23 protein-coding genes are annotated in these 24,541 nt (G+C 72.2%); 5 read left to right on the top strand and 18 right to left on the bottom strand.

The window, feature by feature from the left end; translation table 11 throughout:
* Nucleotides 1-5: 5 nt before the first annotated feature.
* Nucleotides 6-836, bottom strand: a complete 831-nt coding sequence (locus HCN51_RS15135) for a LysR family transcriptional regulator (protein ID WP_168010254.1) — start codon at nucleotides 834-836, stop codon at nucleotides 6-8.
* Between the two features lie 84 nt (nucleotides 837-920).
* Here HCN51_RS15135 and HCN51_RS15130 point away from each other — a divergent pair, with 84 nt between their 5' ends.
* Together HCN51_RS15130 and HCN51_RS15125 are read left to right on the top strand one after the other, a co-directional pair.
* The gene (locus HCN51_RS15130; protein ID WP_168010253.1) at nucleotides 921-2,162 is read left to right on the top strand and encodes an MFS transporter; all 1,242 of its coding nucleotides are present in this window, start codon (nucleotides 921-923) and stop codon (nucleotides 2,160-2,162) included.
* Nucleotides 2,163-2,193: 31 nt separating this feature from the next.
* Nucleotides 2,194-2,892: a phenylalanine--tRNA ligase beta subunit-related protein gene (locus HCN51_RS15125; RefSeq protein ID WP_168010252.1), complete on the top strand. Its 699-nt coding sequence runs from the start codon at nucleotides 2,194-2,196 to the stop codon at nucleotides 2,890-2,892.
* Between the two features lie 4 nt (nucleotides 2,893-2,896).
* On the opposite strand, the gene HCN51_RS15120 is transcribed toward HCN51_RS15125, so the two are convergent.
* The 3 genes from HCN51_RS15120 to HCN51_RS15110 form a co-directional block, all read right to left on the bottom strand.
* The gene (locus HCN51_RS15120) at nucleotides 2,897-3,847 is read right to left on the bottom strand and encodes a phage baseplate protein (protein WP_168010251.1); all 951 of its coding nucleotides are present in this window, start codon (nucleotides 3,845-3,847) and stop codon (nucleotides 2,897-2,899) included.
* Between the two features lie 110 nt (nucleotides 3,848-3,957).
* The gene (gene glnA / locus HCN51_RS15115) at nucleotides 3,958-5,382 is read right to left on the bottom strand and encodes a type I glutamate--ammonia ligase (protein ID WP_168010250.1); all 1,425 of its coding nucleotides are present in this window, start codon (nucleotides 5,380-5,382) and stop codon (nucleotides 3,958-3,960) included.
* Between the two features lie 128 nt (nucleotides 5,383-5,510).
* Nucleotides 5,511-6,584: a hypothetical protein gene (locus tag HCN51_RS15110; protein WP_168010249.1), complete on the bottom strand. Its 1,074-nt coding sequence runs from the start codon at nucleotides 6,582-6,584 to the stop codon at nucleotides 5,511-5,513.
* Between the two features lie 76 nt (nucleotides 6,585-6,660).
* Here HCN51_RS15110 and HCN51_RS15105 point away from each other — a divergent pair, with 76 nt between their 5' ends.
* The 3 genes from HCN51_RS15105 (at nucleotide 6,661) to HCN51_RS15095 (ending at nucleotide 8,737) form a co-directional block, all read left to right on the top strand.
* Nucleotides 6,661-7,122 carry an RDD family protein gene (locus tag HCN51_RS15105; protein WP_080041232.1) on the top strand — a complete coding sequence of 154 codons (462 nt, stop codon included), beginning with the start codon at nucleotides 6,661-6,663 and terminating at the stop codon, nucleotides 7,120-7,122.
* Between the two features lie 62 nt (nucleotides 7,123-7,184).
* Nucleotides 7,185-7,805: a TetR/AcrR family transcriptional regulator gene (locus HCN51_RS15100; RefSeq protein ID WP_240972846.1), complete on the top strand. Its 621-nt coding sequence runs from the start codon at nucleotides 7,185-7,187 to the stop codon at nucleotides 7,803-7,805.
* Entirely contained in the window at nucleotides 7,802-8,737 is a 936-nt protein-coding gene (locus HCN51_RS15095; protein WP_346433651.1) for a glycoside hydrolase family 113 protein, read from the top strand. Before HCN51_RS15100 ends, HCN51_RS15095 begins: the two co-directional genes overlap by 4 nt.
* Here the strand turns inward: HCN51_RS15095 and HCN51_RS15090 are convergent.
* The 14 genes from HCN51_RS15090 to HCN51_RS15025 form a co-directional block, all read right to left on the bottom strand.
* Nucleotides 8,734-9,534, bottom strand: coding sequence for a class I SAM-dependent methyltransferase (locus tag HCN51_RS15090; protein WP_346433661.1), 801 nt, complete (start codon nucleotides 9,532-9,534; stop codon nucleotides 8,734-8,736). The genes HCN51_RS15095 and HCN51_RS15090 overlap by 4 nt on opposite strands.
* Nucleotides 9,535-9,569: 35 nt before the next feature.
* Entirely contained in the window at nucleotides 9,570-10,250 is a 681-nt protein-coding gene (locus HCN51_RS15085; protein ID WP_080041229.1) for a DUF4191 domain-containing protein, read from the bottom strand.
* Nucleotides 10,251-10,316: 66 nt separating this feature from the next.
* Nucleotides 10,317-12,683, bottom strand: a complete 2,367-nt coding sequence (locus HCN51_RS15080) for a glycoside hydrolase family 3 protein (protein ID WP_346433650.1) — start codon at nucleotides 12,681-12,683, stop codon at nucleotides 10,317-10,319.
* A 160-nt stretch (nucleotides 12,684-12,843) separates the two neighbouring features.
* The gene (locus HCN51_RS15075; RefSeq protein WP_168010247.1) at nucleotides 12,844-13,638 is read right to left on the bottom strand and encodes an alpha/beta fold hydrolase; all 795 of its coding nucleotides are present in this window, start codon (nucleotides 13,636-13,638) and stop codon (nucleotides 12,844-12,846) included.
* Between the two features lie 14 nt (nucleotides 13,639-13,652).
* Nucleotides 13,653-14,039, bottom strand: coding sequence for a VOC family protein (locus HCN51_RS15070; protein WP_168010246.1), 387 nt, complete (start codon nucleotides 14,037-14,039; stop codon nucleotides 13,653-13,655).
* 152 nt (nucleotides 14,040-14,191) lie between these two features.
* Entirely contained in the window at nucleotides 14,192-15,148 is a 957-nt protein-coding gene (locus tag HCN51_RS15065) for an AraC-like ligand-binding domain-containing protein (RefSeq protein ID WP_168010245.1), read from the bottom strand.
* Between the two features lie 186 nt (nucleotides 15,149-15,334).
* A complete protein-coding gene (gene lipA / locus HCN51_RS15060) occupies nucleotides 15,335-16,264 on the bottom strand; it encodes a lipoyl synthase (RefSeq protein ID WP_080041226.1) in 930 nt (309 codons plus the stop codon).
* A 42-nt stretch (nucleotides 16,265-16,306) separates the two neighbouring features.
* Nucleotides 16,307-17,296: a M48 family metallopeptidase gene (locus HCN51_RS15055; protein ID WP_168010244.1), complete on the bottom strand. Its 990-nt coding sequence runs from the start codon at nucleotides 17,294-17,296 to the stop codon at nucleotides 16,307-16,309.
* A gap of 129 nt (nucleotides 17,297-17,425) precedes the next feature.
* On the bottom strand, nucleotides 17,426-18,118 hold the full coding sequence (gene lipB / locus HCN51_RS15050) for a lipoyl(octanoyl) transferase LipB (RefSeq protein WP_080041224.1): 693 nt from the start codon (nucleotides 18,116-18,118) through the stop codon (nucleotides 17,426-17,428).
* Nucleotides 18,119-18,155: 37 nt separating this feature from the next.
* On the bottom strand, nucleotides 18,156-18,893 hold the full coding sequence (locus tag HCN51_RS15045; protein ID WP_080041223.1) for a Type 1 glutamine amidotransferase-like domain-containing protein: 738 nt from the start codon (nucleotides 18,891-18,893) through the stop codon (nucleotides 18,156-18,158).
* 40 nt (nucleotides 18,894-18,933) lie between these two features.
* Complete coding sequence (locus HCN51_RS15040) at nucleotides 18,934-19,827, bottom strand: TIGR01777 family oxidoreductase (protein WP_168010243.1); 894 nt, start codon at nucleotides 19,825-19,827, stop codon at nucleotides 18,934-18,936.
* Between the two features lie 291 nt (nucleotides 19,828-20,118).
* Nucleotides 20,119-21,606 carry a 2-oxoglutarate dehydrogenase, E2 component, dihydrolipoamide succinyltransferase gene (sucB, locus tag HCN51_RS15035; protein ID WP_168010242.1) on the bottom strand — a complete coding sequence of 496 codons (1,488 nt, stop codon included), beginning with the start codon at nucleotides 21,604-21,606 and terminating at the stop codon, nucleotides 20,119-20,121.
* A gap of 38 nt (nucleotides 21,607-21,644) precedes the next feature.
* The gene (lpdA, locus tag HCN51_RS15030) at nucleotides 21,645-23,009 is read right to left on the bottom strand and encodes a dihydrolipoyl dehydrogenase (RefSeq protein ID WP_168010241.1); all 1,365 of its coding nucleotides are present in this window, start codon (nucleotides 23,007-23,009) and stop codon (nucleotides 21,645-21,647) included.
* Between the two features lie 51 nt (nucleotides 23,010-23,060).
* On the bottom strand, nucleotides 23,061-24,530 hold the full coding sequence (locus tag HCN51_RS15025; protein WP_168010240.1) for a leucyl aminopeptidase: 1,470 nt from the start codon (nucleotides 24,528-24,530) through the stop codon (nucleotides 23,061-23,063).
* Nucleotides 24,531-24,541: the final 11 nt, after the last annotated feature.

Genomic DNA, 24,541 nt, shown 5'->3' with positions numbered 1-24,541 from the left:
ACCGGTCAAGAGGCGCTCAGGGCGTACAGGACGTCGCGCAGGGACGGCTCGCGCTCCCGCATCCACACCAGCCGCAGCGCCAGCGCGGGCGCGTCGAGGCCCAGCTCCACCAGCGCCCCCGAGTCGAGGTCGGAGCCCAGCGCGAAGTCCGGCAGCAGTGCCGCGCCCAGGCCCTGCCTGGACCACTCGCGGGCGGTGGTGATGCTGGACAGCTCCCTGCGCGGCACCTCCGCGCCGAACAGCTGGTCGGCCGCCAGCCGGATCGAGCAGCCCGACGGGCTGACCAGCAGCGGCTCCCGGTCGCCGTCGGGCGCCGCCACCAGCGACAGCCGTACCTCGCCCACGTCCACGTGGTCCATCCCGGCCGGCCGGGCGAACCCCAGCCCGCCGACCCGGTCGCCGAGGTCCAGCAGCAGCGCGGCGTCCAGCCGGCCGCCCGCCACCGCGTCCAGCAGCGACTGCCGGGTGCGCGACTCCACGCTCACGTCGAGGTCGGGACGGCGCTCGGCCAGCCGGCGGATCACGGCGGGCAGCTTGGCGGCGGCCAGCATCTCCAGCGCGCCGATGCGCACCCGCCGGCGTGCGCCCGTCACGGCCCGCCGCACCTCGTCGGCGTGGTCGAGCAGGCCCTGCGCCCGCGCGAGCAGCGCCGTGCCCGGCTCGGTCAGCCGCATGCCGCGCGCCGTACGCTCGAAGAGCGCGACGCCGAGGCCCGCCTCCAGCCTGCGCACCTGCTCCGACACCGAGGCGGGAGCCAGGCCCAGGTCATGGGCGGCCGCCGTGACGGAGCCGGACGTGGCCACCGCCACGAACCCCTTCAACTGCCGCAACTCCATGCGAACCAGCATAAGGCTTTCCCGAATGCTCCCTGCGGCAGCGCCTGTTGAGCCACGGCACCGCGTTTCAGCAGGCTGAAGGGCATGTTCGGTTTCTCCCTCGCCTACTTCCTGGTGATCCTCGACACCACCGTCCTGACGATCGCCTTGCCCGATCTGCGGGAATCGCTCGGCGGCTCGCTGGCCGGCCAGCAGTGGGCGGTCAACGCGTACACGGTCGCCTTCGCCGCCTGCCTGCTGACCGGGGGAGCGGTCGCCGACCGGTACGGCGCGGCCCGCGTCTTCAAGCTCGGCGTGGCGGCGTTCGGCGTGATCTCGCTGCTCAGCGCCGCCGCCCCGAACCTGGGCGTGCTGATCGGCCTGCGCGCCCTGCTCGGGGTGGCGGGCGCGCTGTGCACGGGCGGCTCGCTCGGCCTGCTCGCCGAGATGTTCCCGCAGCCCGCCGCCCGGGCCCGCGCCACCGGCCTGTGGGCGGCCATCACCGGCAGCGCGCTGGCGGCCGGCCCGCTGCTCGGCGGCGTCCTCGTCGACCTGTACGGCTGGCGCGCCGTCTTCCTGCTCAACCCGCCCATCGCCCTGATCAGCCTGCTGGCGATGCGCAAGGTCACCTCGCCGCGCGGCAGCCGCATGATCGACTGGTGGGTCCAGGTGCTGGCCTGCGCCCTGCTCGGCCTGGTCGCCGAGGCGCTGATCGACGCAGCCCCCGTGGCGGCCCTGCTGGCCCTGCCCGTCCTGGCGGCCCTGGTGCTGGCCGAGCGGCGCAGCCACGCCCCCGCCCTGCCCGGCGGCCTGCTCGCCGCCACCTGGCCGGAGCTGCTCGCCGGCACGGTGGCCAACTTCGCCTTCTCCGGCGCCCTGTTCGTGCTGACCCTGCTCCTCCAGGACACCCAGCACCTCAGCCCGATGGCCGCCGGGCTCGCGTTCCTGCCGCTCACGCTGCCCATGACGGTGAACCCGCTACTCACCGGCCGCCTCGTGGCCCGCTACGGCCCGCGCCCGCCCATCCTCGGCGGCCTGGCCCTCATCGCGGCCGGCCTGGCGGGCACCGCGCTCACCGACGTGCTCATCCCCTGGCTCGTGGTGCTGGGCTTCGGCCTGTCCTTCGTGCTGCCCGCCCTCATGGCGGGGATGGTCAACAGCGCCCCGCCCGGCACGGCCGGCACCGCCGGCGGCGTCCTGAACGCCTTCCGCCAGGTCGGCGCCACGCTCGGCGTCGCCGTCATGGGCGTCATCGGGCAGCCCCTGCTGACGGCGGCCGTCCTGGCGGCGCTGACCTGCGCCGGGTACGCCGTTGCCGCTCGCCGCGCGGTGATCGGAGTATCGTGAGAGGCTCAGCGGCCACGACGATGGGGTGCACGTGTTCTTCCAGCATTCGAGCGACATCTGGCGGGATTTCCCCGAGCTCGTCCCCGCGGCCCTCTACGCCGAGGGCATCACCCCCGACGCCGACGCGGGGGCGCGCATCGCCGCCCACGCCGAGCGGGCCGCCGCCCGGCTGGCCGGCGCCTCCGAGAGCGACCTGCCGGAGATCCAGGCGTGGCGGCGCACCTTCGCCCGCATGGGGCTCAAGCCGACCCAATACCGGTGCGCCTCCGAGGCGCTGCTGCGCCGCTTCAGGAAGGAGGGCGCGCTGCCGCGCCTGCACCCCCTGATCGACCTGTGCAACGCGGTGTCCATCGCCTACGCCGTCCCCATCGCCGTCTTCGACGTCTCCCGCATCACCTCCCACGTCGAGGTCCGGTACGCCGCCGGCGACGAGACGTACCTGACCTTCGGCGGCGCGACGGAGCAGCCGCCCGCCGGCGAGGTGATCTTCGCCGACGCGGCCGGCCGGGCGCACGCCCGCCGCTGGACCAACCGCCAGAGCGGCCACTCGGCCGTGCGTGACAGCACGGCCAACGTGCTGATCGTCGCGGAGGCGCTGCACGACACCGCCGCCGCCGACGTCGAGGCGCTGGTGGCCACGCTCGCCGACGAGCTCAACACGCTCTGGCCCGTCACCCCGAAGTCGGCGATCCTGACCCCGGCCGCGCCCCGCTTCGAGTTCCCCGCCTGACCCGTCAGATCAGCTCGCTCTTGTAGAAGATGCTGGCCAGCCGCGGCCCCGGCTCGGAGGCCAGGCCCAGGCACAGCCGGGGCGCCCCCGACACGATCTGGATGCCCATGCCCTCCGGCTCCCGGTAGTTCAGCGACTGGCCCGCCACGCTCCTGGCCCGCTGCACCTGCTCGCCGGTGCGCAGGTCGAGGCAGGTGATGGAGGTGTCGCCGGGCGGCGGGCTGATGTCGTAGGAGTTGCCGGTCAGGATGTAGACGAAGTTCCCGTAGGCGGCGTAGCCCTGGAAGGTGCCCAGGCCGGCGGGCTGGGCGATGTCGTGCAGCTTCTCGGGCGCGCCCGCCTTGACCGACGCCAGCGGGAACACCGCGAACCTGAACGAGCCCTCACTCCAGTAGCGCGTCACCAGCCGGTCCGTGGACGGGTCGATCGTGCACGTCGTGTTGGTGGCGCCCGGCACGAGGGAGTACTTGGTGAGCGCCGACGACGACGTGGTCAGCGTCTGCCCGTTGACGAACTTGAAGCGGCACAGCCGGGTGCCCCGCGAGCTGTTCTCCACGGGCGCCCCGTCGGTCTCGGTCCACAGGTAGGCGGCCGAGCCCGACGGCTCCACGCCGATCTGGACGCCGTGGCCGAAGCCCATGAGGTACATGTGGCCGAGGATCGAGCCCGTCAGGCTCAGCTTGGTCAGGCACAGGTGGCCGGCCGCGTCGGAGCCGGTGCCGTTCTTGACCTGGACGGTGTAGATGTGGCCGTGGGCGTTGTCGATGGCGAACGACTGCAGGACCGTCTCGTCCTGGAGGGCCTTGCGCCAGATGAGGGACGTCGACGGGGCGGTCAGCTCGAAGCGGCCCTCGGCGGCGGAGGCGGCACTCACGGGCGCCAGCGCGGTGGTGGCGGCGACACCGGCGCCGAGCTTGAGCAGGCCCCTGCGGGTGAGCGGTGAGGAGGGGGTCATGTCTCATCCGTTCGACTGGGAGTCATCTCGCGATCATCACACCCTATGGGGCCCTCCCTCAACGCGAAACGGCCCGGCACCTCATGGGATGCCGGGCCGTGACGGGACGACTACACGTCGTAGTAAAGCTCGAACTCGTGCGGGTGCGGGCGCAGCCGGATCGGGTCGACCTCGTTCTCCCGCTTGTAGGAGATCCACGTCTCGATCAGGTCAGGCGTGAACACGCCGCCTTCGAGCAGGTAGTCGTGGTCGCTCTCCAGCGCGTTGAGCACGTCGGTGAGCGAGCCCGGCACCTGCGGGATGTTGCGGGCCTCCTCCGGCGGCAGCTCGTAGAGGTCCTTGTCGACCGGCTCCGGCGGCTCGATCTTGTTGCGGATGCCGTCGATGCCGGCCATCAGCATCGCCGAGAACGCGAAGTACGGGTTGCACGACGGGTCGGGGACGCGGAACTCGATGCGCTTGGCCTTCGGGTTGGAGCCCGTGATCGGGATGCGCACGCAGGCCGAGCGGTTGCGCTGCGAGTAGACCAGGTTGACCGGCGCCTCGTAGCCCGGCACCAGCCGGTGGTAGGAGTTGACCGTCGGGTTGGTGAACGCCAGCAGCGACGGCGCGTGCCTGAGCAGGCCGCCGATGTAGTAGCGGGCGGTGTCGGACAGGCCCGCGTAGCCGACCTCGTCGTAGAAGAGGGGCGAGCCGTCCTTCCACAGCGACTGGTGGCAGTGCATGCCGGAGCCGTTGTCACCGAAGATCGGCTTGGGCATGAACGTGACCGTGTGGCCGTACTCCAGCGCCGTGCTCTTGATCACGTACTTGTAGAGCATCAGGTTGTCGGCCGTCTTCAGCAGCGTGCCGAACTTGAAGTCGATCTCCGCCTGACCGGCCGTGCCGACCTCGTGGTGCTGCATCTCGACGTCGATGCCGACCTCGATGAGGTTGCGCACCATCTCCGAGCGCAGGTCGGTGAAGTGGTCCATCGGCGGGACGGGGAAGTAGCCGCCCTTGTAGCGCGGCTTGTAGCCGAGGTTGCCGCCCTCGGTGGCCTTGCCGGTGTTCCAGGCGCCCTCGATGGAGTCGATGTAGTAGTAGCCGGCGTTCTGCTTCGTCTCGAAGCGGACGTCGTCGAAGATGTAGAACTCGGCCTCCGGGCCGAAGTACACCGTGTCGGCGATGCCCGTGCCCTTGAGGTACTCCTCCGCCTTGCGGGCGACGTTGCGCGGGTCGCGGCTGTAGGCCTCGCCCGTCAGCGGGTCGTGCACGAAGAAGTTCAGGTTGAGCGTCTTGTGCTGGCGGAACGGGTCCACCACGGCGCTGGACGGGTCGGGCAGCAGGAGCATGTCGGACTCGTGAATCTGCTGGAAGCCGCGGATCGACGAGCCGTCGAACATGAGTCCGTCGGTGAAGACGCTCGCGCTGAAGTTTTCAACCGGGAAGGTGAAGTGGTGCGTCGTCCCCGGCAGGTCGGTGAACCTGACATCGACGAACTGCACCCCTTCGTCACTGATGAACTTCAGGACGTCGTCGGCGGAGTTGAACACTCTCGAACCTCCCTGGGGACTGGCCATCATTGCGACGCTAGGGCGCGGCCGTTTCCGTACGGTGTCTCGATTGTTTCGCACGTGTTACGCAGGGTCAGGGTGCCGCGAAGCCGTCGCGGGGGGCGTGCTCACGTGCGCTTGGAGGCGTGGCAGTCGCCGTCGGGGTCGGGCGCGTCCAGGTCGTACGGGTCCACGGGCGCGCCTTCCGGCCGCTTCGTACTGGGGGCGGAGTCGGCGTAGAAGGGGTGGATGTAGGCGTCGTCCACGTCGCACCGGGCGGGCGTCGCGCTCCCGCCCATCTGTCGCACCCACACGACCAGCTCGCCTCCCTCCCGGTAGACCAGGAACGTGCCGCGCTGGCGCGTCACCAGGCGGATGGCGGTCTCCGGCTGCCCCGGCCGCTGGACGGCGTGCACGATGATGTGGTCGGTCTCCAGCTTGGCGCCCCTGCGCCCGTCCAGCCGGAACGACGACAGCTTCGTCCTGCCGCGCACCTTGACCACGTCGCTGGCCCGCTCGGCCGTCTTGGGCGCGAAGCTGGTCACCCACGAGCGGGTGCCGTCGCGGCCCTCGCGGTGCAGCCGCTTGGTGAACCACGACCGCTCGTCGCGAGGCAGCAGCTTCACGAACGCCGCCGGATGGCCCCCGAAGAGCGTCTTGCGGTCGAGGTGGGCGGCCGCCAGCAAGGCGCGGGTCCGCTCGATCCCCTTGGCCACGTCCTTCTCCGACAGGCCGCCGGTCGCCTTCGCCTTGGGCAGGTCGAAACCGTCGGCGCCCTCGGCCCACCCCTCCGCCGGTGATCCCGCGAAGGGCCCCTGCGCGGTGGGCCGCACCGGTGTCGTCTCCTCGGGGACCGGCCCCGCGTTCATCGAGGCCGGCGGGGCCGCCACCGGCATCGTCTCCTCCGGCACCGCGCCCACCGGCGTGAGCAGGCTGGGCCGGAGCGTGAGGACGAGGCTCGCGGCCGTGACCACCGCCGTCACCCCCGCCAGCGCCGGCCAGATCCGCCTGCCCCCGCGCCGGGGGGCCGGGTCCTCCCAGGTGGTGGCGGCCGGGCGTAAGCGCTCCCGCTCCGCGTTCCTGGCCCGCCGTGACGCCTTGGCGCCCTTCTTCGCCGCCGCCCGCATCTTGCGCCGCTGCTCGGCGTCTATCTGCGCGACCAGCTCGTTGAAGCGCTGGTCGAGATCATCCCCGTGTGGCATGGCGTCCATGATGGCGGGTCGGTGACGCGGTTGGGTCACAATCCGGACCGGCCCCCCGGGCGGCTACCGTGGAGGCATGAGCAGGAACGAGCCTCGGTGGACGCAGACCTGGCTGGGCGGGGTCAGGTCCGCCGGTATCGATCTCGGATATCCCGGCGAGCGCCTGGGGCTGCCCGAGGAGGGCAGCGGGTCGATCGCGGGCTGGGGCCGCAGGATCGGCGCGCTCGTCATCGACTGGATGATCTGCACGTGGGTGGTGGTGCAGCTGCTGCTCCGGATGAACCCCGCCGAGTCGCCGTGGGCGCCGGTGCTGGTGTTCGCGCTGCAGTATCTCGTGCTGGTCGGCTGGATGGGCCAGACGTTCGGGCACCGGCTGATGGGCATCAGGGTCGCCGCGATGGACGGCGGTGACCCGAGGCTGCTGCCGGTCGCGGTGCGCACGGTGCTGCTGGCGCTGGTCGTCCCGGCCGCGATCTGGGATCGCGACCACCGGGGGATCCACGACCGCGCGTCCAACACGATGGTCGTCCGGATGTAGTCCTTCAGCCTGAAAGCCGTACCGGGTTTAAATTTAAACCCGGTACGGTTTATGCTGTCCGCATGATGGCGGGGCTCAGGGAGCGCAAGAAGGAGGAGACCCGGCGGCGGATCTCCGAGGTGGCACTGCGGCTGTTCGACGAGCGCGGCTACGACGCCGTGACGGTCAACGAGGTCGCCGAGGCGGCCGGGGTCGCCAAGGTCACCCTGTTCAACTATTTCCCGAGCAAGGAGTGCCTGGTCCTCGACGCGATCAAGGACGACCACGCGGCGATCGTGGCCGGGCGGCGCGAGGGCCAGTCGCCGCTCGACGCCCTGCGCGAGCACTACCGCGGGATGGCCCGGCAGGGCATGGGCGGGGTGGACGTCGAGGGGCTGCTGGTGCGGGTGCGGGTCATCTCCTCGAGCCCCGCCCTGCTCGCCGGCGTGTACCAGACGACCATGGGCGAGCGCTCCGAGCTGGCCGCCGCGCTCGGCGCGGCGATGCCCGGCCGCGGCCTCGTGCCGTGGCTCCTGGCGGGGCAGGTCACCGCCGCCATCACCACGTTGCAGGAGGCGTTCTTCCACCGGCTGTCCACGGGCGTCCCGCTGGAGGAGGCGCAGCGGTCGCTGGGGGAGGAGATCGAGCTGGCCTTCGACCTCCTGGAGCACGGCTTCTCATCCATCGAGGGAGAAAAATCGTGAAAAAGGGGATCAACTACGACACGGGGTTCCTGCCGGGTTCGGCGTCCCGCGAGACGTTCGACCCCGAGACCGTCGCCCGCGACATGCACGTCATCGCCGACGACCTGCACTGCGAGGTGGTCCGGATCTCGGGGATGGACCCGCGGCGGATGACCGTCGCCGGCGAGCGGGCCGCCGCCGCCGGGCTGGAGGTGTGGTTCGCGCCGTTCCCCGTGGACCTCGACCAGGAACAGCTGATCCCCGCCCTCACCGCGGGCGCGGAGCTGGCCGAGAGCCTGCGCCGCACGGGCGCCGAGGTCGTCTACGTCACCGGCTGCGAGACCAGCGCCTTCGGCAAGGGCTTCATCGACGGCGAGACCTACCGCGACCGGCTCAACACGATGGGGGCCGGCGACGAGAACTGGTGGCGCGGCCTGATGACGGACGTCATGCCGCGCTTCAACGCCTACCTCGCGCAGATGATGGAGGCGGTCCGGCCGGTGTTCGGCGGGCGGATCACCTACGCCGCGGGGCCCTGGGAGCAGATCGACTGGACGCCGTTCGACGTCGTGAGCATGGACGCCTACCGCGCCGCCTACAACGCCCACGACTACACCGACGAGCTGCGCGCCCTGTTCACGCACGGCAAGCCGGTCGCCGTCACCGAGTTCGGCACCTGCGCCTACAAGGGGGCGGGCGACCTGGGCGGCATGGCCTGGGTGGTGCCCGAGGGCGCGGTGCGCGACGAGGGCGAGCAGGTCCGCTACTTCAACGAGCTGCTGGACATCTTCGAGGCGGAGGGCGTGGAGACCGCCCTGTGGTTCACCTACGCCGCCTACAACCGCTTCGGCGAGGACGACCTCGGCTCGTACGGCGTCATCAGGATGCTCGACGAGACCCGCTGGGAGCCCAAGGAGGTCTTCCACGCCATGGCCGCCAGGTACGCGCGCTAACAACTCACACAGGTGAAGATGGCCGTGCCGGGCAGGTGACGGCCACGCAGGGGGCTCCAGCCGCCCCACACCCGCTCATGCCCCTCGGGCCACTCGGGCTCCACCAGCCCGGCGATCGTCAGCCCGGAGGCGGCCAGCAGATTCACCCAGTCGGCCATCGTGCGATGGTGCTCGACGTAGGTGAGCGCGCCGCGCTCGTCACGCTCCTCGTACGGCGTGCGATCGAAGTACGACCGGTCGGACGTCAGCCCGCGCGGCCCCGGATCGTCCGGGAACGCCCACCGGACGGGATGGCTCACCGAGAACACGAACCGCCCGCCCGGCCGCAGCACCCGGCGCACCTCGCGGAAGACCGCCACCGGGTCCGCCACGAACGGCAGCGCCCCGTAGGCGGAGCAGGCCACGTCGAAGGAGCCGCCGGCGAACGGCAGCGCCTCCGCGTCGGCCTGCACCACCGGGACGCGCACCCCTGTGTCGAGGTCGATGCGCTGCGAGTGGCGGAGCTGGCGGTGCGAGATGTCGAACGCCGCCACCCGCGCCCCCTGCCGCACCAGCCACCGGGCGCACTGGGCGGCCCCGCAGCCGATCTCCAGCACCTGCCGGCCGCGCACGTCGCCGAGCAGCCGCGCGTCGGCCTCGTCGAGCCCCTCAGGGCCCCACACGAACCCGTCGTCGCGCAGGAAGGAGCCGTGCTCGACCTGGTAGTCGTCGGCGTTGCCGTCCCACCAGCCACGATTGGCCCGTGACGAAGCCGACAGCGCCGGCGTCTCCTCGGGATGTGACGAGGGGGACGGCACCGGCGTCTCTCCGGGCCGGGACGCGGGGGACGGCACTAGCGCATCTTCGGGCCGCGCGGCATGCGGGCGCCCTTGGGCATCGGGCCCTTCGGCATCGGCATGTTGCGCGGCAGCGAACGCAGCCGGTCCTTCACCTCGTTGACCGACGGCTTCTTCAGGTTGCGCGGCAGCTTCATCAGGTGCCGCTGCAGCTTGCCGAGCGGCACCTGCCCCTCGCCGTCACCACACTGAACGTCGTAGATCTCGACACCCAGCACCACCCGCGAGATGCGCTGCTTCTCGGCCTTCAGCATCTTCGCCACCCGGTTGCCCGGCCCCTCGGACACCAGCACGACACCCGGGTACCCCACCACGAGGTGCACGAGGTCCTGGTCGCGGTTGACCGCGATGGCCGGCGTCACCTGCCAGTTGCCGCGCATGCCCTGCAGCACGGCCGCCGCCGCACCGGTCTGGCCGTGCAGGATCGAGTATTGGGCCCGCTGCGCGAGCTGGCCGAACACCACCAGGCCGACGGTGAGCGCGGCCAGGACGCCGATGAACACCGAATACCACAAGTAGCCCGTGACCAGACCGATCACGACGACCACAGCCAGCGTGCCCACCGCCGAGAGGAAGACGATCGGCATCCCCTTGGGGTTGGCCTGCTTGATGATCTGCGCGATCATGCGGAGCTGCTTGATGCGCCCCGGCTTCTCTGAGTCCTCGGACTTTGCCATGCTCAGAAGGATACAAACCAACTGGTGCACTATGGAAAACGCGCCCCGGCCGTTCTCCGGCTGTGACTAGATCTTCACCGTTGCCGACAGCCTGAGGTCCGCCGCGCTGCGGCCCACCTCCACCAGGTGCTCGCCCTCGACCGTGCGCCAGCCGTCCTCCCACACCTGGAAGGCCCGCTCCGGCAGGAACAGCGTCGTGACCACGGTCTGCCCCGGCTCCGCCTCGACCACGTCGAACGCGGCCAGCGTCCGGCGCGGCCCCGCGTACACCTGCACGACCTCCCGCCCGGGGCGCGTGCCGGTGTTCGTGACGGCCACGGTCACGGTGCTCCCCTCGGCCGCGATCGAGTCGTACGACCAGGTCGTGTACCCGAGGCCGTGCCCGAACCAAAACGCCGGCGCCCGCTCGGCCCGCCGCCACGCCGGATAGCCGACGAACACGCCCTCGTCGTAGCACACCTTCCCGTCCACGGGCGTCACCGCCGGCACCGGCGCGTCCGCCAGCCGCTCCGGCCACGTCGTGGGCAGCCGCCCGCCGGGCTCGGCGTCACCGAAGAGAACGTCCGCCAGCGCGGCCCCCGCCTCCTGCCCGGGGAACCAGGTCAGCAGCACCGCCGCCACCTCCGGCAGCCACGGCATCTCCACCGGCGAGCCCGCGTTGACGACGACCACCGTGCGCGGGTTCGCCGCCGCCACGGCGCTGATCAGCTCGTCCTGGCGCCCCGGCAGCCGCAGGTCCGCCCGGTCGAACCCCTCGCTCTCCACCTCCGGCGTCGTCGCGGCCACCACCACCGCCACGTCGCACTCGCGGGCCACCCGCACCGCCTCGGCCAGCTGCTCGTCCTCGCCGGGCGCCGGCTCCGCGTGCCCGAGCGTGAACGACACCACCGCCATCCCGCCGAACGTGCCGGCCGGATGCGTGACGACCACCTCGTACGTCTCACCGGCCGCCATCGCCACGGCGACCCGCCTCTCCGGCGGCGACAGGAACGCGGCGGCCGGATCGCCACCGTCCAGCCCGATGCTCTCGTCGAGGACGACCTCGCCGTTCACGGCGAGCCTGAACGCCCCCACCCCGGCCACCGACAGCTCGTGCTCACCACTCGATCCGGCCGTGTACGCCGCCCGCAACCGGACGTTCCTGAGCCGTCCCGCATCCACCCCAGGCGGCAGCTGTCCCAGCCACCGAGCCTCGCCGCCGGCCAGCCGCTCCTCCCTCAGCACCACCCCCGCCTCATCCAGGAACTCCGCCGTGACGGGACCGGGGATCGGAGCCAGGCGGATGCGCGGATCGGTGCCCAGGGCGTACCGGACGCCGGTGCGCTCGGACAATCCCTGCAGCGGCGAGACGACCCGCTCGGGGAAGACCTGCGCGCTCCCACCGCCCATCACGCGCGCCTCCCGGGCCGCCGCCCCGATGACGGCCAGCGTCGGGCCGCCCCGCAACGGCAGAACACCGTCGTTGGTCAGCAGGGTGAAGGCCCGAGCCGCGATCTCCCGCGCCAGCGCCACCCCGTCGATCGGCGCGGGGCCGGCGGTGCCGGCGCGGTCGTCCGGATGGAGGGCGCCGACGCGGTCGTCCGGATGGAGGGCGCCGACGCGTTCGGCCAGGCGGAGGATGCGGCGGACGCGGTCGTCCACGGCCGGCTTCGGCACCCGGCCCTCCCGCACGGCCGCCTCCAGCAGCGCGCCCCACGGCCCCGACGGCCCCGGCATGGCCACGTCGGTGCCTCCGAGTGCGGCGGCCTCGGTCGAGCGCACCGCCGTCCAGTCCGACACCACGAACCCGTCGAAGCCCCACTCGCCCTTCAGCACGCCGTTCACCAGCTCGGAGTGCTCGGTCATGGTGGTCCCGTTCACCGAGTTGTAGGCCGTCATCACGCCCCACGCCCCGGCCTCCACCACCCGCTCGAACGGCCGCAGGTACAGCTCCCGCAGCGCCTGCTCGCCGACCACCACGTCCACGGTGAAGCGGTCGGTCTCGAAGTCGTTGGCCACGAAGTGCTTGGGCGTGGTGGCGACCCCGCCCTCCTGCACGCCCTCGACGTACGCCGCGCCGATCTCGCCCGTCAGGAACGCGTCCTCGGAGAAGCACTCGAAGTGCCGGCCGCCGAGGGGGGAGCGGTGCAGGTTGAGGGTGGGCGCGAGCAGGACGTGCACGCCCTTGCGCCGCGCCTCCTGGGCGAGCAGCCGGCCGGCCCGCCGGACCAGCTCCACGTCCCAGGTGGCCGCGAGTGCCGTCGGGCTGGGCAGGGCGATCGAGGGGGCGCCGGCGCTCCACTGCTCGCCCCGTACGCCGATGGGGCCGTCGCTCATCACCAGCCGGTCGAGCCCGATCTCGGGCAGCGGGGGCAGCGACCACATGTCGGCGCCGGTCAGCAGGCTGATCTTGGTGGGCAGGTCGAGGCGGGAGATCAGTTCATCGAGGTCCACGAGCACAGTGTCACCCAGAAAACCGAGTGCCCGATAGGTTTGTTATCTTCGCGTTACGCAAAGCCGGCCCGTGAGCCGCCCCGAACCCCCGCCTGGACGTGCCCGCTTCCTGCGCCTGCCGGGCGTCCCCGTCCGATGCGCCCGCCCGGCGCCGGGGGCGTCAGGCGGTCACGAAGAATTCCAGCAGTTCCGGTACCAGCGCCTCCGGCGCCACGTTGTGCGTCTGGTCCTCCAGGACGCGCCGCACCGCCCCCGGCACCGCCGCCGCCACCTCCAGCCCCGCGTTCGCCATCCACGCCGGGCTGTCGGCGCCGTTGAGCACCAGCGTCGGCTGCGTGATGTCGGCCAGGAGGGCGGCCGGGAGCGCGTTGCCGGGGCCGAGCACGGCCGCCTCGTACGCCAGCGTGTGCGCCACCGCCTCCATCTCCGCCCAGGCGGGGTGCGACCGCATGCCGGCCACGGCCTCGCGCGGCACCTCGGCCGCCTCGACCAGGAACAGCTCCACCGCCTCCGCGCGGTTGCCCGTCTCGGCCAGCAGGGACAGCCGCTCGGCGAAGTCGAGGGGGAGGGCGGGCGCGCTGTCGTCCACGTGGTAGGGCGGCTCCCACACGGCCAGCTTCGAGATGCCCGGGATCGCGACCGCCGCCTCCAGGGCCAGCGCCGCGCCCGACGACCCGCCGAACACCATGGCCGACCCGCCGGCGGCCCCGATGACGGCGGCAAGGTCCTCGACCTCCCGCTCCACCGCGTACGGCTGCGTGTCGCCGCTGCCGCCGCGCCCGCGCCGGTCGTAGTTGTAGACCGTGAACCACCGCGACAGCCCGGTCGCGATCGCGGTCATCAGCGGATGCCGCCGGTCCGTGAACGCGCCCTGCACCAGGACGACCGCGGGCCCCTCGCCGTGCCGGTCGTAGGCGATGAGGGTCCCGTCGGGCGACTTCACCACATCAGGCATGATCGTGTCCCGCTTCACTCGGCCGGTGGCACCAGGCACAGCACCTCCCAGTGGTGCCCGTCCAGGTCGGCGAAGCCGCGCTGGTAGCGGGGGCCGCCCTCCTGCGGGACGCCCGCCGGGGTGGCCCCGGCCGCCAGGGCCTTGTCGACCAGCTCGTCGACCGCGGCCGGGTTCTCCACGCCCAGCACCAGGATCGCCTCGGTGCTCTTGCTCGCGTCGGCGATCTCCTTGGTGGTGAACGAGCCGAACACCGGCTCCTCCAGCAGCATGACCTGCGTCTGCTCGCTGATGATGACCGAGGCGAGGCCCTGGCCCATGCCGAACAGGTTGAAGCCGAGCTCGGTGAAGAACTTGACCGACCGGTCGAGGTCCTTGACCGGGACGTTGACGAAAAGCTGCATCTCCGCATCCCTTCTCTTGCGCGTGCTGTGACTCAAGTGTGCTGCGGGAGGGCCCCGCCGGTCTTGGATCTGGGTGCCAGGGAACTTGAGGATCAGCGCACGGGAGGCGGGTGCCTTGAGGATCAGCGCACGGGAGGCGGGTGCCTTGAGGGTCAGCGGACGGTGTGGGCGCGGCGGTACTCCGCCGGCGGCATCCCGTACGCCTGCCGGAACAACCTGGAGAAATGGGCGGCATCCGGCAGCCCCCAGCGGGCGCCGATCGTGCTGACCGACTGCTTGCCGCCCGAGATCAGCTCGGCGCGGCACCGTTCGAGACGGCGCTGCCGGATCCAGGCGGCCACCGTCGTGTTCTCCGACTCGAACAGCCGGTGCAGGTAGCGCACGGAGATGTGGTGGGCCGCGGCGACGGTCGCCGGGTCGAGCTCGGCGTCGCCCAGCCGCTGCTCGATGAACGCGTGCACCTCCATCAGCAACGTCCGCTGCCGGGCGTCGGCGGGCAGCGACCGGGCCTGGTCCAGGCGTTCCGCCACGGCGGCGCTGACCAGGTCCGCCACCACGCCGGACAGCCGCGCGGCGCTGCCGGGCCGGTAGGTGTCGTGGTCCAGCGCCACCCGCCGCAGCAGCGGCACGGCCAGCGCGGCGGCCCCCGACTCGGCCGTGATGGGCAGCGCGGCCAGCTCCGCCACCGCGTCGGCCGGGACGGCGAGCTGCCCGCGCGGCACGCTGAACACCGCCAGCCACACCGCCGAGTCGTAGGCCAGCTCGTACGGCCGGGAGAAGTCGTAGATCGCGAACTCGCCCCGGCTGAGCTGCGTGTTGCGGCCGTCCTGCGACAGGCGCGGGCTGCCCGACAGGGTGAGCACCACGCGGTACAGCTCGGGGTTGTCGCGGCGGATCAGGCCGGAGGTGCGGTGCACGCTGTGCGGGGTGGAGGTCTGGATGCGGCCGACGCCCACGCTGCCGAGCTTGCCGAACTCGATCTCGCCATGTAACGGCGCGTCGGGGTCGATGCGCAGGTCGAGCGGCCCGAGCGTGTCGCAGACGATGCCGCGCCAGGCGTCGTGGCGACGTGCGGCCGGCAGGTCACTGGTGCGGATCAGAACGGCCATGCGCGTCGCCCTCCCTCGGCTGCGGCCTGTCATGCTAGCCCGTTCACACGCACCCGGAAGAAACGCCATATTTCCCGACATGAAGGAGCCCCGGGAGGTCATCCCGGGGCTCTCACGAAGCCACACCCAAGCGGGCCTCGGCGTGCTTGTTCAGGCGATCCGACCGGCCTCGACGGCCCTCGGCGTTCAGGCGTTCTGGCGGGCCTCGATGGCCTGCTTGTAGAGCCGGCCCGCGCGGTACGACGAGCGCACCAGCGGCCCCGACAGCACCCCGGCGAACCCGATCGCCTCGGCCTCGGCCTGCAGCTCCACGAACTCCTCCGGCTTCACCCACCGCTCCACCGGGTGGTGGCGCGGCGTCGGCCGCAGGTATTGGGTGATCGTCAGCAGGTCGGTGCCGGCCGCGTGCAGGTCGCGCATGGCCTCGACGATCTCCTCGCGCGTCTCGCCCATGCCCAGGATCAGGTTGGACTTGGTGACGAGCCCGGCCTCGCGCGCCATCGTGATCACCGCGAGCGAGCGCTCGTAGCGGAAGGCGGGACGGATGCGCTTGAAGATCCGCGGCACCGTCTCGACGTTGTGCGCGAACACCTCGGGCTTGCTGGAGAAGACCTCCTCAAGCTGCTCGCGGTTGCCGTTGAAGTCGGGCACCAGCAGCTCCACGCCGCAGTCGGGCAGCAGCGCGTGGATCTGGCGGGCGGTCTCGGCGTAGAGCCAGGCGCCGCCGTCGGGCAGGTCGTCGCGCGCCACGCCGGTCACGGTCGCGTACTTCAGGCCCATCTGCTGGACGGACTCGGCGACCCGGCGCGGCTCGTCGCGGTCGTACTCCTTGGGCTTGCCCGTGTCGATCTGGCAGAAGTCGCAGCGGCGGGTGCACTGGTCGCCGCCGATCAGGAAGGTCGCCTCGCGATCCTCCCAGCACTCGTAGATATTCGGACAGCCCGCCTCTTCACAGACCGTGTGCAGGCCCTCCCGGCGCACGAGCGATTTCAGCTCGGTGTATTCGGGGCCCGTCCTCAGCTTGGTCTTGATCCACGGGGGCTTGCGCTCGATAGGGGTTTCGGCGTTACGCACCTCCAGGCGGAGGAGCTTTCGGCCTTCAGGAGCAACGGTCACGGTCTCAGCTTACGTCCGCCGCGACAGCGACCTCGTCGAGGGTCAGGAGATGAGGCCGAAGCCGCGGATCGCCCGCGCGTAGTGGGCCGCCAGCTCCTCGTCGATCCGGTCGGACTGCTCGTTGCCGAGCAGCTCGCTGTGCGGGGGCGAGGGGAACACGCCGTCCGCCGTGAGCTGGAACTTCGTCAGCACCGTACGCCGGATCGCCGACACGCTCTCGCCCCGCAGCGCCGCCGCCTGCATCGGCGCCACGTAGCCGCCGCGCTCCTCCAGCGCCTCCAGCTCGGCCAGCTCCTCCTCCGTGGCCACGCGCAATGCCAGCGCCCGGTGCCTGGCCTGGACGCGGCTCTCGCCGGCGCGCGCCAGGCGGGTCAGCACGTACCGGGTGAGCAGGACCGGGCCGCCGAGCACCCGGCCGACCAGCCGGCCGAGCAGCCCCGTCACGCCGAACGGGGAGGCCATCGCGTCGTACGCCATCGGATTGGTGGTGGCGATCTTGTCCTGGGCGTCGGAGCGGGCCTGCAACGGCCCGGCGCCGGGGCCCACCAGGGCGTCGCGCCAGCACTCCAGCGTGGCCAGCGCCTCGGTCACGACCCGCTCGTCACCGGTCGGCAGCCGCGCGTACGTCCTGGCCAGCAGGGCCACCCGCTGCTTGGGCGACAGCGCCAGCCACAGGGGCAGCCCGACCATGAGCACGGGGGTGCGCGCCACCCCGATCCGGTCGTAGCCGGTGCGGGTGGCGAGGTCACGTACCGCGACCTTGCTGGGCCGCTTCACCCCCACCCGGTCGGCCACCCGGTCCGCCACCGCGTACAGCTCGGGGGCGGCGGCGCGGTCGAGCACATCGGCGTCGGCGGGCAACCGGCCCAGGCGGGGCCGCAACGCCCACCCGATGGCCAGGCTCACGCCGCCGAGGAGCCACGACAGTATCGATCCTGGCTCACGCAGGATGATCCACCCGCCCAGCGCGACGAACGCCAGCGTCAGCAGGTGCACCACGAGCGCGAGCACGAGGGCGCAAAGACGCGTCACAAAGGCGATGGTAAGCCCGGAACGCGCGGCTACCAGATGCCGATTTGGTCAACCTCTCCGGCCGGCGGCGAAGGAGGTGCTTGCCGCACGGATCCGCCCGGCGCAGGAGGTCGTCGCCGGACAAATGCGTCAGCGGCGGAGCAGGTCTTCCTCGTGCAGGTCGAACGGCTCCTTGCCGAGCGCCTCCGCCAGCCGCTTCTCCGCGATCGGCATGACCTCCTCGACCACGATGCGCCGCCCCGTCTCGGCCGAGAGGGAGGAGACGCCCACGTCGGGGATGCCGCACGGCGCGATGCGGTTGAACCAGCGGGGATCGTTGGCGCAGTTGAGCGCGAAGCCGTGCATGGTCACCCCGCGCGCCATCCGCAGCCCGACCGCGCCGAGCTGCCGGTCGGGCAGGCCGAGAGCCGGGTCGCCGAGCGCCCAGACCCCGGCCCTGCCGGCCACCCGCCTCGCGGTGACGCCGAAGTCGGCGCACACCTGGATCATTGCGTCCTCCAGGCGGCAGGCGAACGCCACCACGTCGGAGACCGCCACGATCGGGTAGGCCACGAGCTGCCCCGGACCGTGCCAGGTGAGCCGCCCGCCGCGGTCGACGTCGACGACGGGGGTGCCGTCGGAGGGCCGCTCGTGCGGGGCGGTGCGCTTGCCCGCCGTGTAGACGGGCGCGTGCTCGAGGATCAGGACGGTGTCGGTGAGCTCTCCGGCGACCCGCTTGCCGTGCACCCAGCGCTGCAACGACCAGGCCTGCTCGTAGGGGACGTCGACACCGAGGCGGACGATGGCGAGTGCGTGGGGATCGTCCCCGGGGATGGGGCGCATGAGCCTATTGTGCCGTTCCCTCACCCTCGAAGGGTAATCAGGGGGTCAGCAAACGTGGCTCGATCCTGAACTCCTTTACCTTCCCGGCGTCGTCGGTCTCGACCTTGTACGCGTAACCGGCCGGCTCGACGCTCACCGCCTGGATGAACTCCGTGCCCACGTAGTGCAGGGCCACGCCCTCGTCGGCGGCGTACCCGCCGGGCAGCTCGCCCTCGGCCACCGACCGCTGCAGCAGCTCCCGCCGCTGCGGCTCGGAGTTGTAGTGCACCCCGCACGAGAACGGCAGCAGCGCCATCCCCTCGGCCCACACCCGCAGGTCGGGCCCGAAGGAGTCGGTGTTGCCCCCGACGTGCCAGCACAGCGCGCCCGCGCTCTGCCCCGACAGCACGACCCCGGCCCGCCACGCCTCCTCGAACGCCTCGTCGAGTCCGTGCAGGCGCCACAACGCCATCAGGTTGGCCACGCTGCCACCGCTGACATAGATCATGTCCTGCTCCAGGATCCACGCCCGCGGGTCCGGCACGTTCGGCATCGGGAACACCGTCAGGTGGCTCAGCTCGACGTCCCAGCCCGCGAACGCGCCGTACATCTTCAGCAGCCAGTCGGCCGAGTCGCCCGTGGCGGTGGCCACCAGGCCCAGCTTCGGACGGTCTTGCCCGGTCAGGTCGAGGCCGTACCGCAGCAGCCCGCCGGCCTCGATCTGGCCGTGGCGCCTGCTGGCACGGAACGACCCGCCTCCGATGGCGAGGATGTGCGACTGCCCTGACCGGCTCATGTCAGATCTCTCCAGGATGCTAGAAGGATGGACGGGGGAACTACAGTACGGCGCGCAGGGCCTCGTCGAGGCGGGTATGCGCGAAGCGGTAGCCGCCGGCCGTCAGCTTGGCCGGCTCCAGCCTATGGCTGACCAGCAGTCCTTCGCGGGCGAACGCCCCCAGCCCCGCCGCCAGCGCGAACGCCGGCACCGGGATCGGCACCGTGCCGCGCCGCAGCGCCTTGCCGAGCGTCCTGGTGAACTCGGCGTTCGTGACCGGCTGCGGCGCCGAGAAGTTCACCGGGCCCTCGATGCCCGGGGTCCGCAGCACGTGCAGGGCCGCGCCCACCCAGTCGTCGATGCTGATCCACGACCAGTACTGCCGGCCCGTGCCGAGCGGCGCGCCCAGGCCCATCCTGAAGATCGGCAGGATCCGGCCGAGCGCGCCGCCGTCCCTGCTCAGCACCAGGGACGTGCGCGCCTGCACCGTCCTGATGCCGGCCTCGCCCGCCCGCCGTGCCTCGGCCTCCCACGCCTCGCACAGGTCGGCCAGGAACCCGCGGCCCTTGCCCTGCCCCTCGTCGATCACCCGGTCGCCGGTGTCGCCGTAGAAGTCCATGCCGGAGGCCGACAGCAGCACCTCGGGCGGGCGCGACAGCTCGCGCAGCGCGTCCACCAGCACGCGCGTGCCCCGCGTGCGGCTCTCGACCAGCTCCCGCCTGTACGCCGGCGTCCAGCGCCGCCCGGCGATCGACGCGCCCGCCAGGTGCACGACGGCCTGCGACCCTTCCAGCGCGGCCAGGTCCACCACCTGCTCCGCCGGGTCCCAGAACGCCTCGCCGTCCCCCTGGGGCGGCCTGCGCACCAGGCGCACCACCTCTCGCCCACCGGCCCGCAGCGCCGCCACCAGCGCCGTCCCGAGCAGCCCGGACGCGCCCGTCACGATGATCGCCATACCTGCACACTACGCCCGGCCCCCCTCACTCGCCGGTCCGCACGCCCCGCACACGCCGCACCGCTGCACTCCACAGCCCGGCCCACCTGACGGCGCCCGCTCGTGGGACGGCGTCCGGGCGTGGGAGGGCGTCCGGGCGTGGGAGGGCGTCCGGGCGTGGGAGGGCGTCCGGGCGTGGGAGGGCGTCCGGGCGTGGGACAGTGAGTGGCCCGTGCGAGAGAGCCGGGACAGTGAAGGGCCGGGCGGTCCCGTGGGAGCCGCCCGGCCGATCACAGACCCGGAGGTGCGAGGTTACGCGAGGCCGAGCTGCGCCTCGAAGCGCCCCTCCTCCAGGCGACGCTTGATCGTCGTCAGGAAGCGGGCCGCGTCGGCGCCGTCGACCAGGCGGTGGTCGTAGGTCAGCGCGAGGTAGACCATGGACCGGACCGCGATGACCTCGCCCTCAGGCGTGTCGATCACGACGGGCCGCTTGACGACGGCGCCGGTGCCCAGCATGCCGACCTGCGGCTGGTTGAGGATCGGCGTGTCGAACAGGGCGCCACGGCTGCCGGTGTTGGTCAGTGTGAACGTGCCGCCGGTGATCTCGTCGGGCGTCACCTTGTTGGCGCGGGTGCGCTCGGCGAGGTCGGCGGTCTTGCGGGCGAGCCCGGCGAGGTTGAGGTCGCCGGCGTTCTTGATGACGGCCGCGATCAGGCCGCGCTCGGTGTCGACCGCGATGCCGAGGTGCTCGACGTCGAAGTACGTGACCTCCATGGTCTCGTTGTTGATCGTCGCGTTGAGCTTGGGGTGCTGCTTGAGCGCCTCGATGGCGGCCATCTCGAAGAACGGCATGAAGGTGAGCTTGACGCCCTCGCGCCGCTGGAAGTCGGCCTTCGCCTGGTCGCGCAGCCGCGCGATCTTGGTGACGTCGACCTCGACGACGGTGGTGAGCTGGGCGGCCGTCTGCAGCGACTCGACCAGGCGCTTGGACATCGTCTGGCGCAGGCGCGACATCTTCTCGGTGCGGCCGCGCAGGGTGGTGTCGACCTCGACGGGCTCGGGCGCCGCGGCGGGAGCCTGGGCGGCCGGGGCCGGGGCGGCGGCCTGAGCGGGGGCGGGAGCCTGCGCGGCGGGCTGGGCGGCCGGCTGGGCGGCGGCAGCGGCCTGCTCGCGCTGCGCCTTGGCGGCCTCCAGGACGTCCTGCTTGCGGATGCGGCCGCCGACGCCGGTGCCGTTGATGGAGTCGAGGTCGACCCCGTGCTCGTTGGCGAGCTTGCGCACCAGCGGCGTCACGTAGGGGCTGTCGCCGGAGGGCGCGGCCGGCTGGGCCGGGGGAGCGGCCTGCGGCGCGGGGGCGGCCTGGGGCGCAGGAGCCGGAGCGGGGGCCGGAGCCGGAGCCGGGGCAGGCGCGGGGGCCGGGGCGGGCTGGGCCGGGGCCGGCTGCGGGATCGAGGAGGCCTGCGGGGCGGGCGCGGGCTCGGGCTGCGGGGCCGGAGCGGGCTCGGGCTCGGGAGCCGGCGCGGGGGCCGCCTCGGGAGCGGGGGCCGCAGCGCCCGGCTGGCCGTTCTCGTCGATGATCGCGAGCTCGGCGCCGACCTCGACCGTTTCGTCCTCAGCGACGACGATCTTGGTGAGCACGCCGGCGGACGGCGACGGGATCTCGGTGTCGACCTTGTCGGTCGACACCTCGAGGAGCGGCTCGTCGGCCTCGACGCGCTCGCCCTCCTTCTTCAGCCAACGGGTTACCGTGCCCTCGGTAACGCTCTCGCCGAGCTGGGGCATCTGTACGGAGACCGGCATCGTTATTCTTCTCTCGCGTTCTGATCTCGAGGGCTGGACTAGTTGTGTACGTGCAGCGGCTTGCCGGCCAGGGCCAGCATCGCCTCACCCATGGCCTCGGACTGGGTCGGGTGTGCGTGGATGAGCTGGGCGACCTCTGCGGGCAGGGCCTCCCAGTTGTAGATGAGCTGGCCTTCGGTGACGAGCTCGCCGATGCGCCGCCCCACCATGTGGACGCCCACGACCGGGCCGTCCTTCTGGGCGATGACCTTCACGGCGCCCGAGGTGCCGAGGATCTGGCTCTTGGGGTTGCCCGCCAGGTCGTAGACCTGCTCGACGGTCTCGATGCCGCGCTCGGCCGCCTGCGCCGAGGTCAGGCCCACGGAGGCCACCTCGGGGTCGGAGTAGGTGATGCGCGGCACGCCCGCGTAGTCGATGGGCGGCGGGTTGAGGCCGGCGATGTGCTCGGCCACCATGATGCCTTCGGCGAACCCGGCGTGCGCGAGCTGCAGGGTGGGGATCAGGTCGCCGATGGCGTAGACGCCGGGCACGGAGGTGCGGCAGTGCTCGTCGACCACGACCGCGCCGCGCTCGATGGCGATGCCCTGCTCCTCGAACCCCATGCCCGCCGACACGGCGCCGCGGCCGACGGCGACGAGCAGCAGCTCGGCGTCGAGGGTCTTGCCGTTGGCCAGGGTGACGACGACGCCCGTCTCGGTGGTCTTGGCGCTGTCGAAGAAGACGCCCAGCTCGTACTTGATGCCGCGGCGGCGGAAGGCCCGCTCCAGCAGCTTGGAGCTGGACTCCTCCTCGGTGGGCAGCAGGTGCGGCAGCGCCTCGACGATCGTCACCTCGGCGCCGAACGAGCGGTAGACGCTGGCCAGCTCGACGCCGATGACGCCGCCGCCCAGCACGATGACCGAGCTGGGCACGCGGTCCATCTTGAGCGTGTGCTCGCTGGTGATGACGCGCTCACCGTCGATCTCGAGGCCGGGCAGCGACTTGGGGGCCGAGCCCGTGGCCAGGACGAGGTTGCGGCCCTCGTAGACCTCGGAGCCCACCTGGATCCGGTCGGGCCCGACGAGACGGCCCTCGCCCTCGACGATCGTGACGCCCGCGGCCTTCAGCAGGCCCTGCACGCCCTTCCAGGCCCGAGTGACGATCTTGTCCTTGAAGGCGTGCACGCCCTGGACGTCGATGCCCTCGAAGCGGGCCTTGACGCCGTACGACTCGCTCTCGCGGGTCTCGTCGGCGATCTCGGCGGAGTGCAGCAGGGCCTTCGTGGGGATGCATCCCCTGTGCAGGCAGGTGCCGCCGATCTTGTCCTTTTCGATCAGGGCGACCGACTTGCCCAGCTCAGCCGCCCTCAGGGCACAGGCGTAACCGCCGCTGCCGCCCCCTAGGACGACGATGTCATAGGCCACGGGAAGGCTCCTTGTCGGGGTGTTCGTGATGCCGTCATCTTTTCATTTGTTTCAGATGCTCGCGTGCCGCTCTGCGAGTCCGATGAGGGTGCGGGTGATGGCGCCCGTGCCGCCCTTCGGTGTGTAACCGTACGGCTCGCCCTTGTTGAACGCGGGCCCGGCCATGTCGATGTGCGCCCAGCGCACCCCCTCGGGCACGAACTCCTTGAGGAAGATGCCCGCGGCCAGCATGCCGCCCCAGCGCTCGGGGTGCAGGTTGGCGATGTCGGCGACGGGGGAGTCGAGGCCCTTGCGCAGCTCCTCGGGCAGCGGCATGCCCCACGCGCCCTCGCCGGCCTCGGTGGCCACCTCGACCACGAGCTCCCTGATGGCGTCGTCGTTGGCCATGACGCCGGCGGTGCGCCAGCCGAGCGCGACGATCTGGGCGCCGGTGAGGGTGGCCACGTCGACGATCAGGTCGGGATCGTCCTCGGCGGCGCGGGCGATGCCGTCCATGAGGACCAGGCGGCCCTCGGCGTCGGTGTCGAGCACCTCGACGGTCTTGCCGCTGTAGCTGTGGATGACGTCGGAGGGCCGCTGCGCGGTGCCGCTCGGCAGGTTCTCGGCCAGGCAGAGGTAGCCGACGGCGTTGACCGGCAGGCCGAGGCGGGCGATGCCGATGAGGGCGCCGAGCACGGCGCCGGCGCCGCCCATGTCGGACTTCATCCAGTCCATCGAGGCGGACGGCTTGAGCGACAGGCCGCCGGAGTCGAACGTGATGCCCTTGCCGACGAACGCGAGCGTCTTGCCGGCCTCGGGGTGGCTGTAGGCGAGGCGGACCAGGCGCGGCGGGTTGACCGAGCCCTGGCCGACGCCGATGAGGCCGCCGTAGCCGGCGTCCTTGAGCTGCTTGTCGTCGAGCACCTCGACGCTCAGCCCGGCCTCGGCGCCCGCCTGCTCGGCGAGCTCGGCGAACCTGGCCGGCCACAGGTCGGAGGGCGGGGTGTTGACCAGGTCGCGGACGAGGGAGACCGACTCGGCCAGCACGCTCGCGCGCTCGGCCACGTCGCCGGACTGCCCGGAGACCACCGTGAGGTCCGCGACGGGGGCCTTCTGCTCGCCGGCGGTGCGGTAGCGGGTGAAGGCGTAGGCGCCGAGCAGGCCGCCGAGCGCGACCGCCTCGGCCTCCTCGGGGGTGCCGGCGGGCAGCGCGAGCACGGCGCGCGCGGTGCCGGCGAGTGAGCGGACGGCGGCGCCGGCGGCGCGGCGCAGACCCTCGGGTGCGGGGGAGTCGCCCAGGCCCACGGCGACCAGCACCGGGGCGGCGATGGCGCCGAACGTCGGCAGCTTGGCCAGCTCGCCCGCCTTGCCGGTGAACGCCACGGCGCCGAGCGACGCGGCGAGCTTGCCACCGAAGGCGGCGTCAAGGGACTCGGCGCCCACCGCGGGCACGGGGCCGTCCTGGCCGGGGCGGAAACCGACGATCAACGCGTCGGTGTCGACAGAGACGGGATCTGCTGAGTTCAGCCGCACAGTGGTCACGTAAACCGATG

The sequence above is a fragment of the Nonomuraea composti genome (assembly GCF_012034275.1).
Taxonomy (GTDB): Bacteria; Actinomycetota; Actinomycetes; order Streptosporangiales; family Streptosporangiaceae; genus Nonomuraea; species Nonomuraea composti.
Note: the sequence above shows the minus strand (reverse complement) of the source record. Positions and strands in the feature narration are given on the sequence as shown.

Excerpts from the sequence above, each read along its gene's own strand:
- HCN51_RS15110 (WP_168010249.1), bottom strand. The coding sequence starts at position 6,584 with ATGCCACACGGGGATGATCTCGACCAGCGCTTCAACGAGCTGGTCGCG.
- HCN51_RS15040 (WP_168010243.1), bottom strand. The coding sequence starts at position 19,827 with ATGGCGATCATCGTGACGGGCGCGTCCGGGCTGCTCGGGACGGCGCTG.
- HCN51_RS15065 (WP_168010245.1), bottom strand. The coding sequence starts at position 15,148 with ATGGCCGTTCTGATCCGCACCAGTGACCTGCCGGCCGCACGTCGCCAC.
- HCN51_RS15120 (WP_168010251.1), bottom strand. The coding sequence starts at position 3,847 with ATGACCCCCTCCTCACCGCTCACCCGCAGGGGCCTGCTCAAGCTCGGC.
- HCN51_RS15070 (WP_168010246.1), bottom strand. The coding sequence starts at position 14,039 with ATGCAGCTTTTCGTCAACGTCCCGGTCAAGGACCTCGACCGGTCGGTC.
- HCN51_RS15075 (WP_168010247.1), bottom strand. The coding sequence starts at position 13,638 with ATGCCTGATGTGGTGAAGTCGCCCGACGGGACCCTCATCGCCTACGAC.
- HCN51_RS15085 (WP_080041229.1), bottom strand. The coding sequence starts at position 10,250 with ATGGCAAAGTCCGAGGACTCAGAGAAGCCGGGGCGCATCAAGCAGCTC.
- HCN51_RS15130 (WP_168010253.1), top strand. The coding sequence starts at position 921 with ATGTTCGGTTTCTCCCTCGCCTACTTCCTGGTGATCCTCGACACCACC.
- HCN51_RS15100 (WP_240972846.1), top strand. The coding sequence starts at position 7,185 with ATGATGGCGGGGCTCAGGGAGCGCAAGAAGGAGGAGACCCGGCGGCGG.
- lipB (WP_080041224.1), bottom strand. The coding sequence starts at position 18,118 with ATGCGCCCCATCCCCGGGGACGATCCCCACGCACTCGCCATCGTCCGC.
- sucB (WP_168010242.1), bottom strand. The coding sequence starts at position 21,606 with ATGCCGGTCTCCGTACAGATGCCCCAGCTCGGCGAGAGCGTTACCGAG.
- HCN51_RS15105 (WP_080041232.1), top strand. The coding sequence starts at position 6,661 with ATGAGCAGGAACGAGCCTCGGTGGACGCAGACCTGGCTGGGCGGGGTC.
- HCN51_RS15045 (WP_080041223.1), bottom strand. The coding sequence starts at position 18,893 with ATGAGCCGGTCAGGGCAGTCGCACATCCTCGCCATCGGAGGCGGGTCG.
- HCN51_RS15135 (WP_168010254.1), bottom strand. The coding sequence starts at position 836 with ATGGAGTTGCGGCAGTTGAAGGGGTTCGTGGCGGTGGCCACGTCCGGC.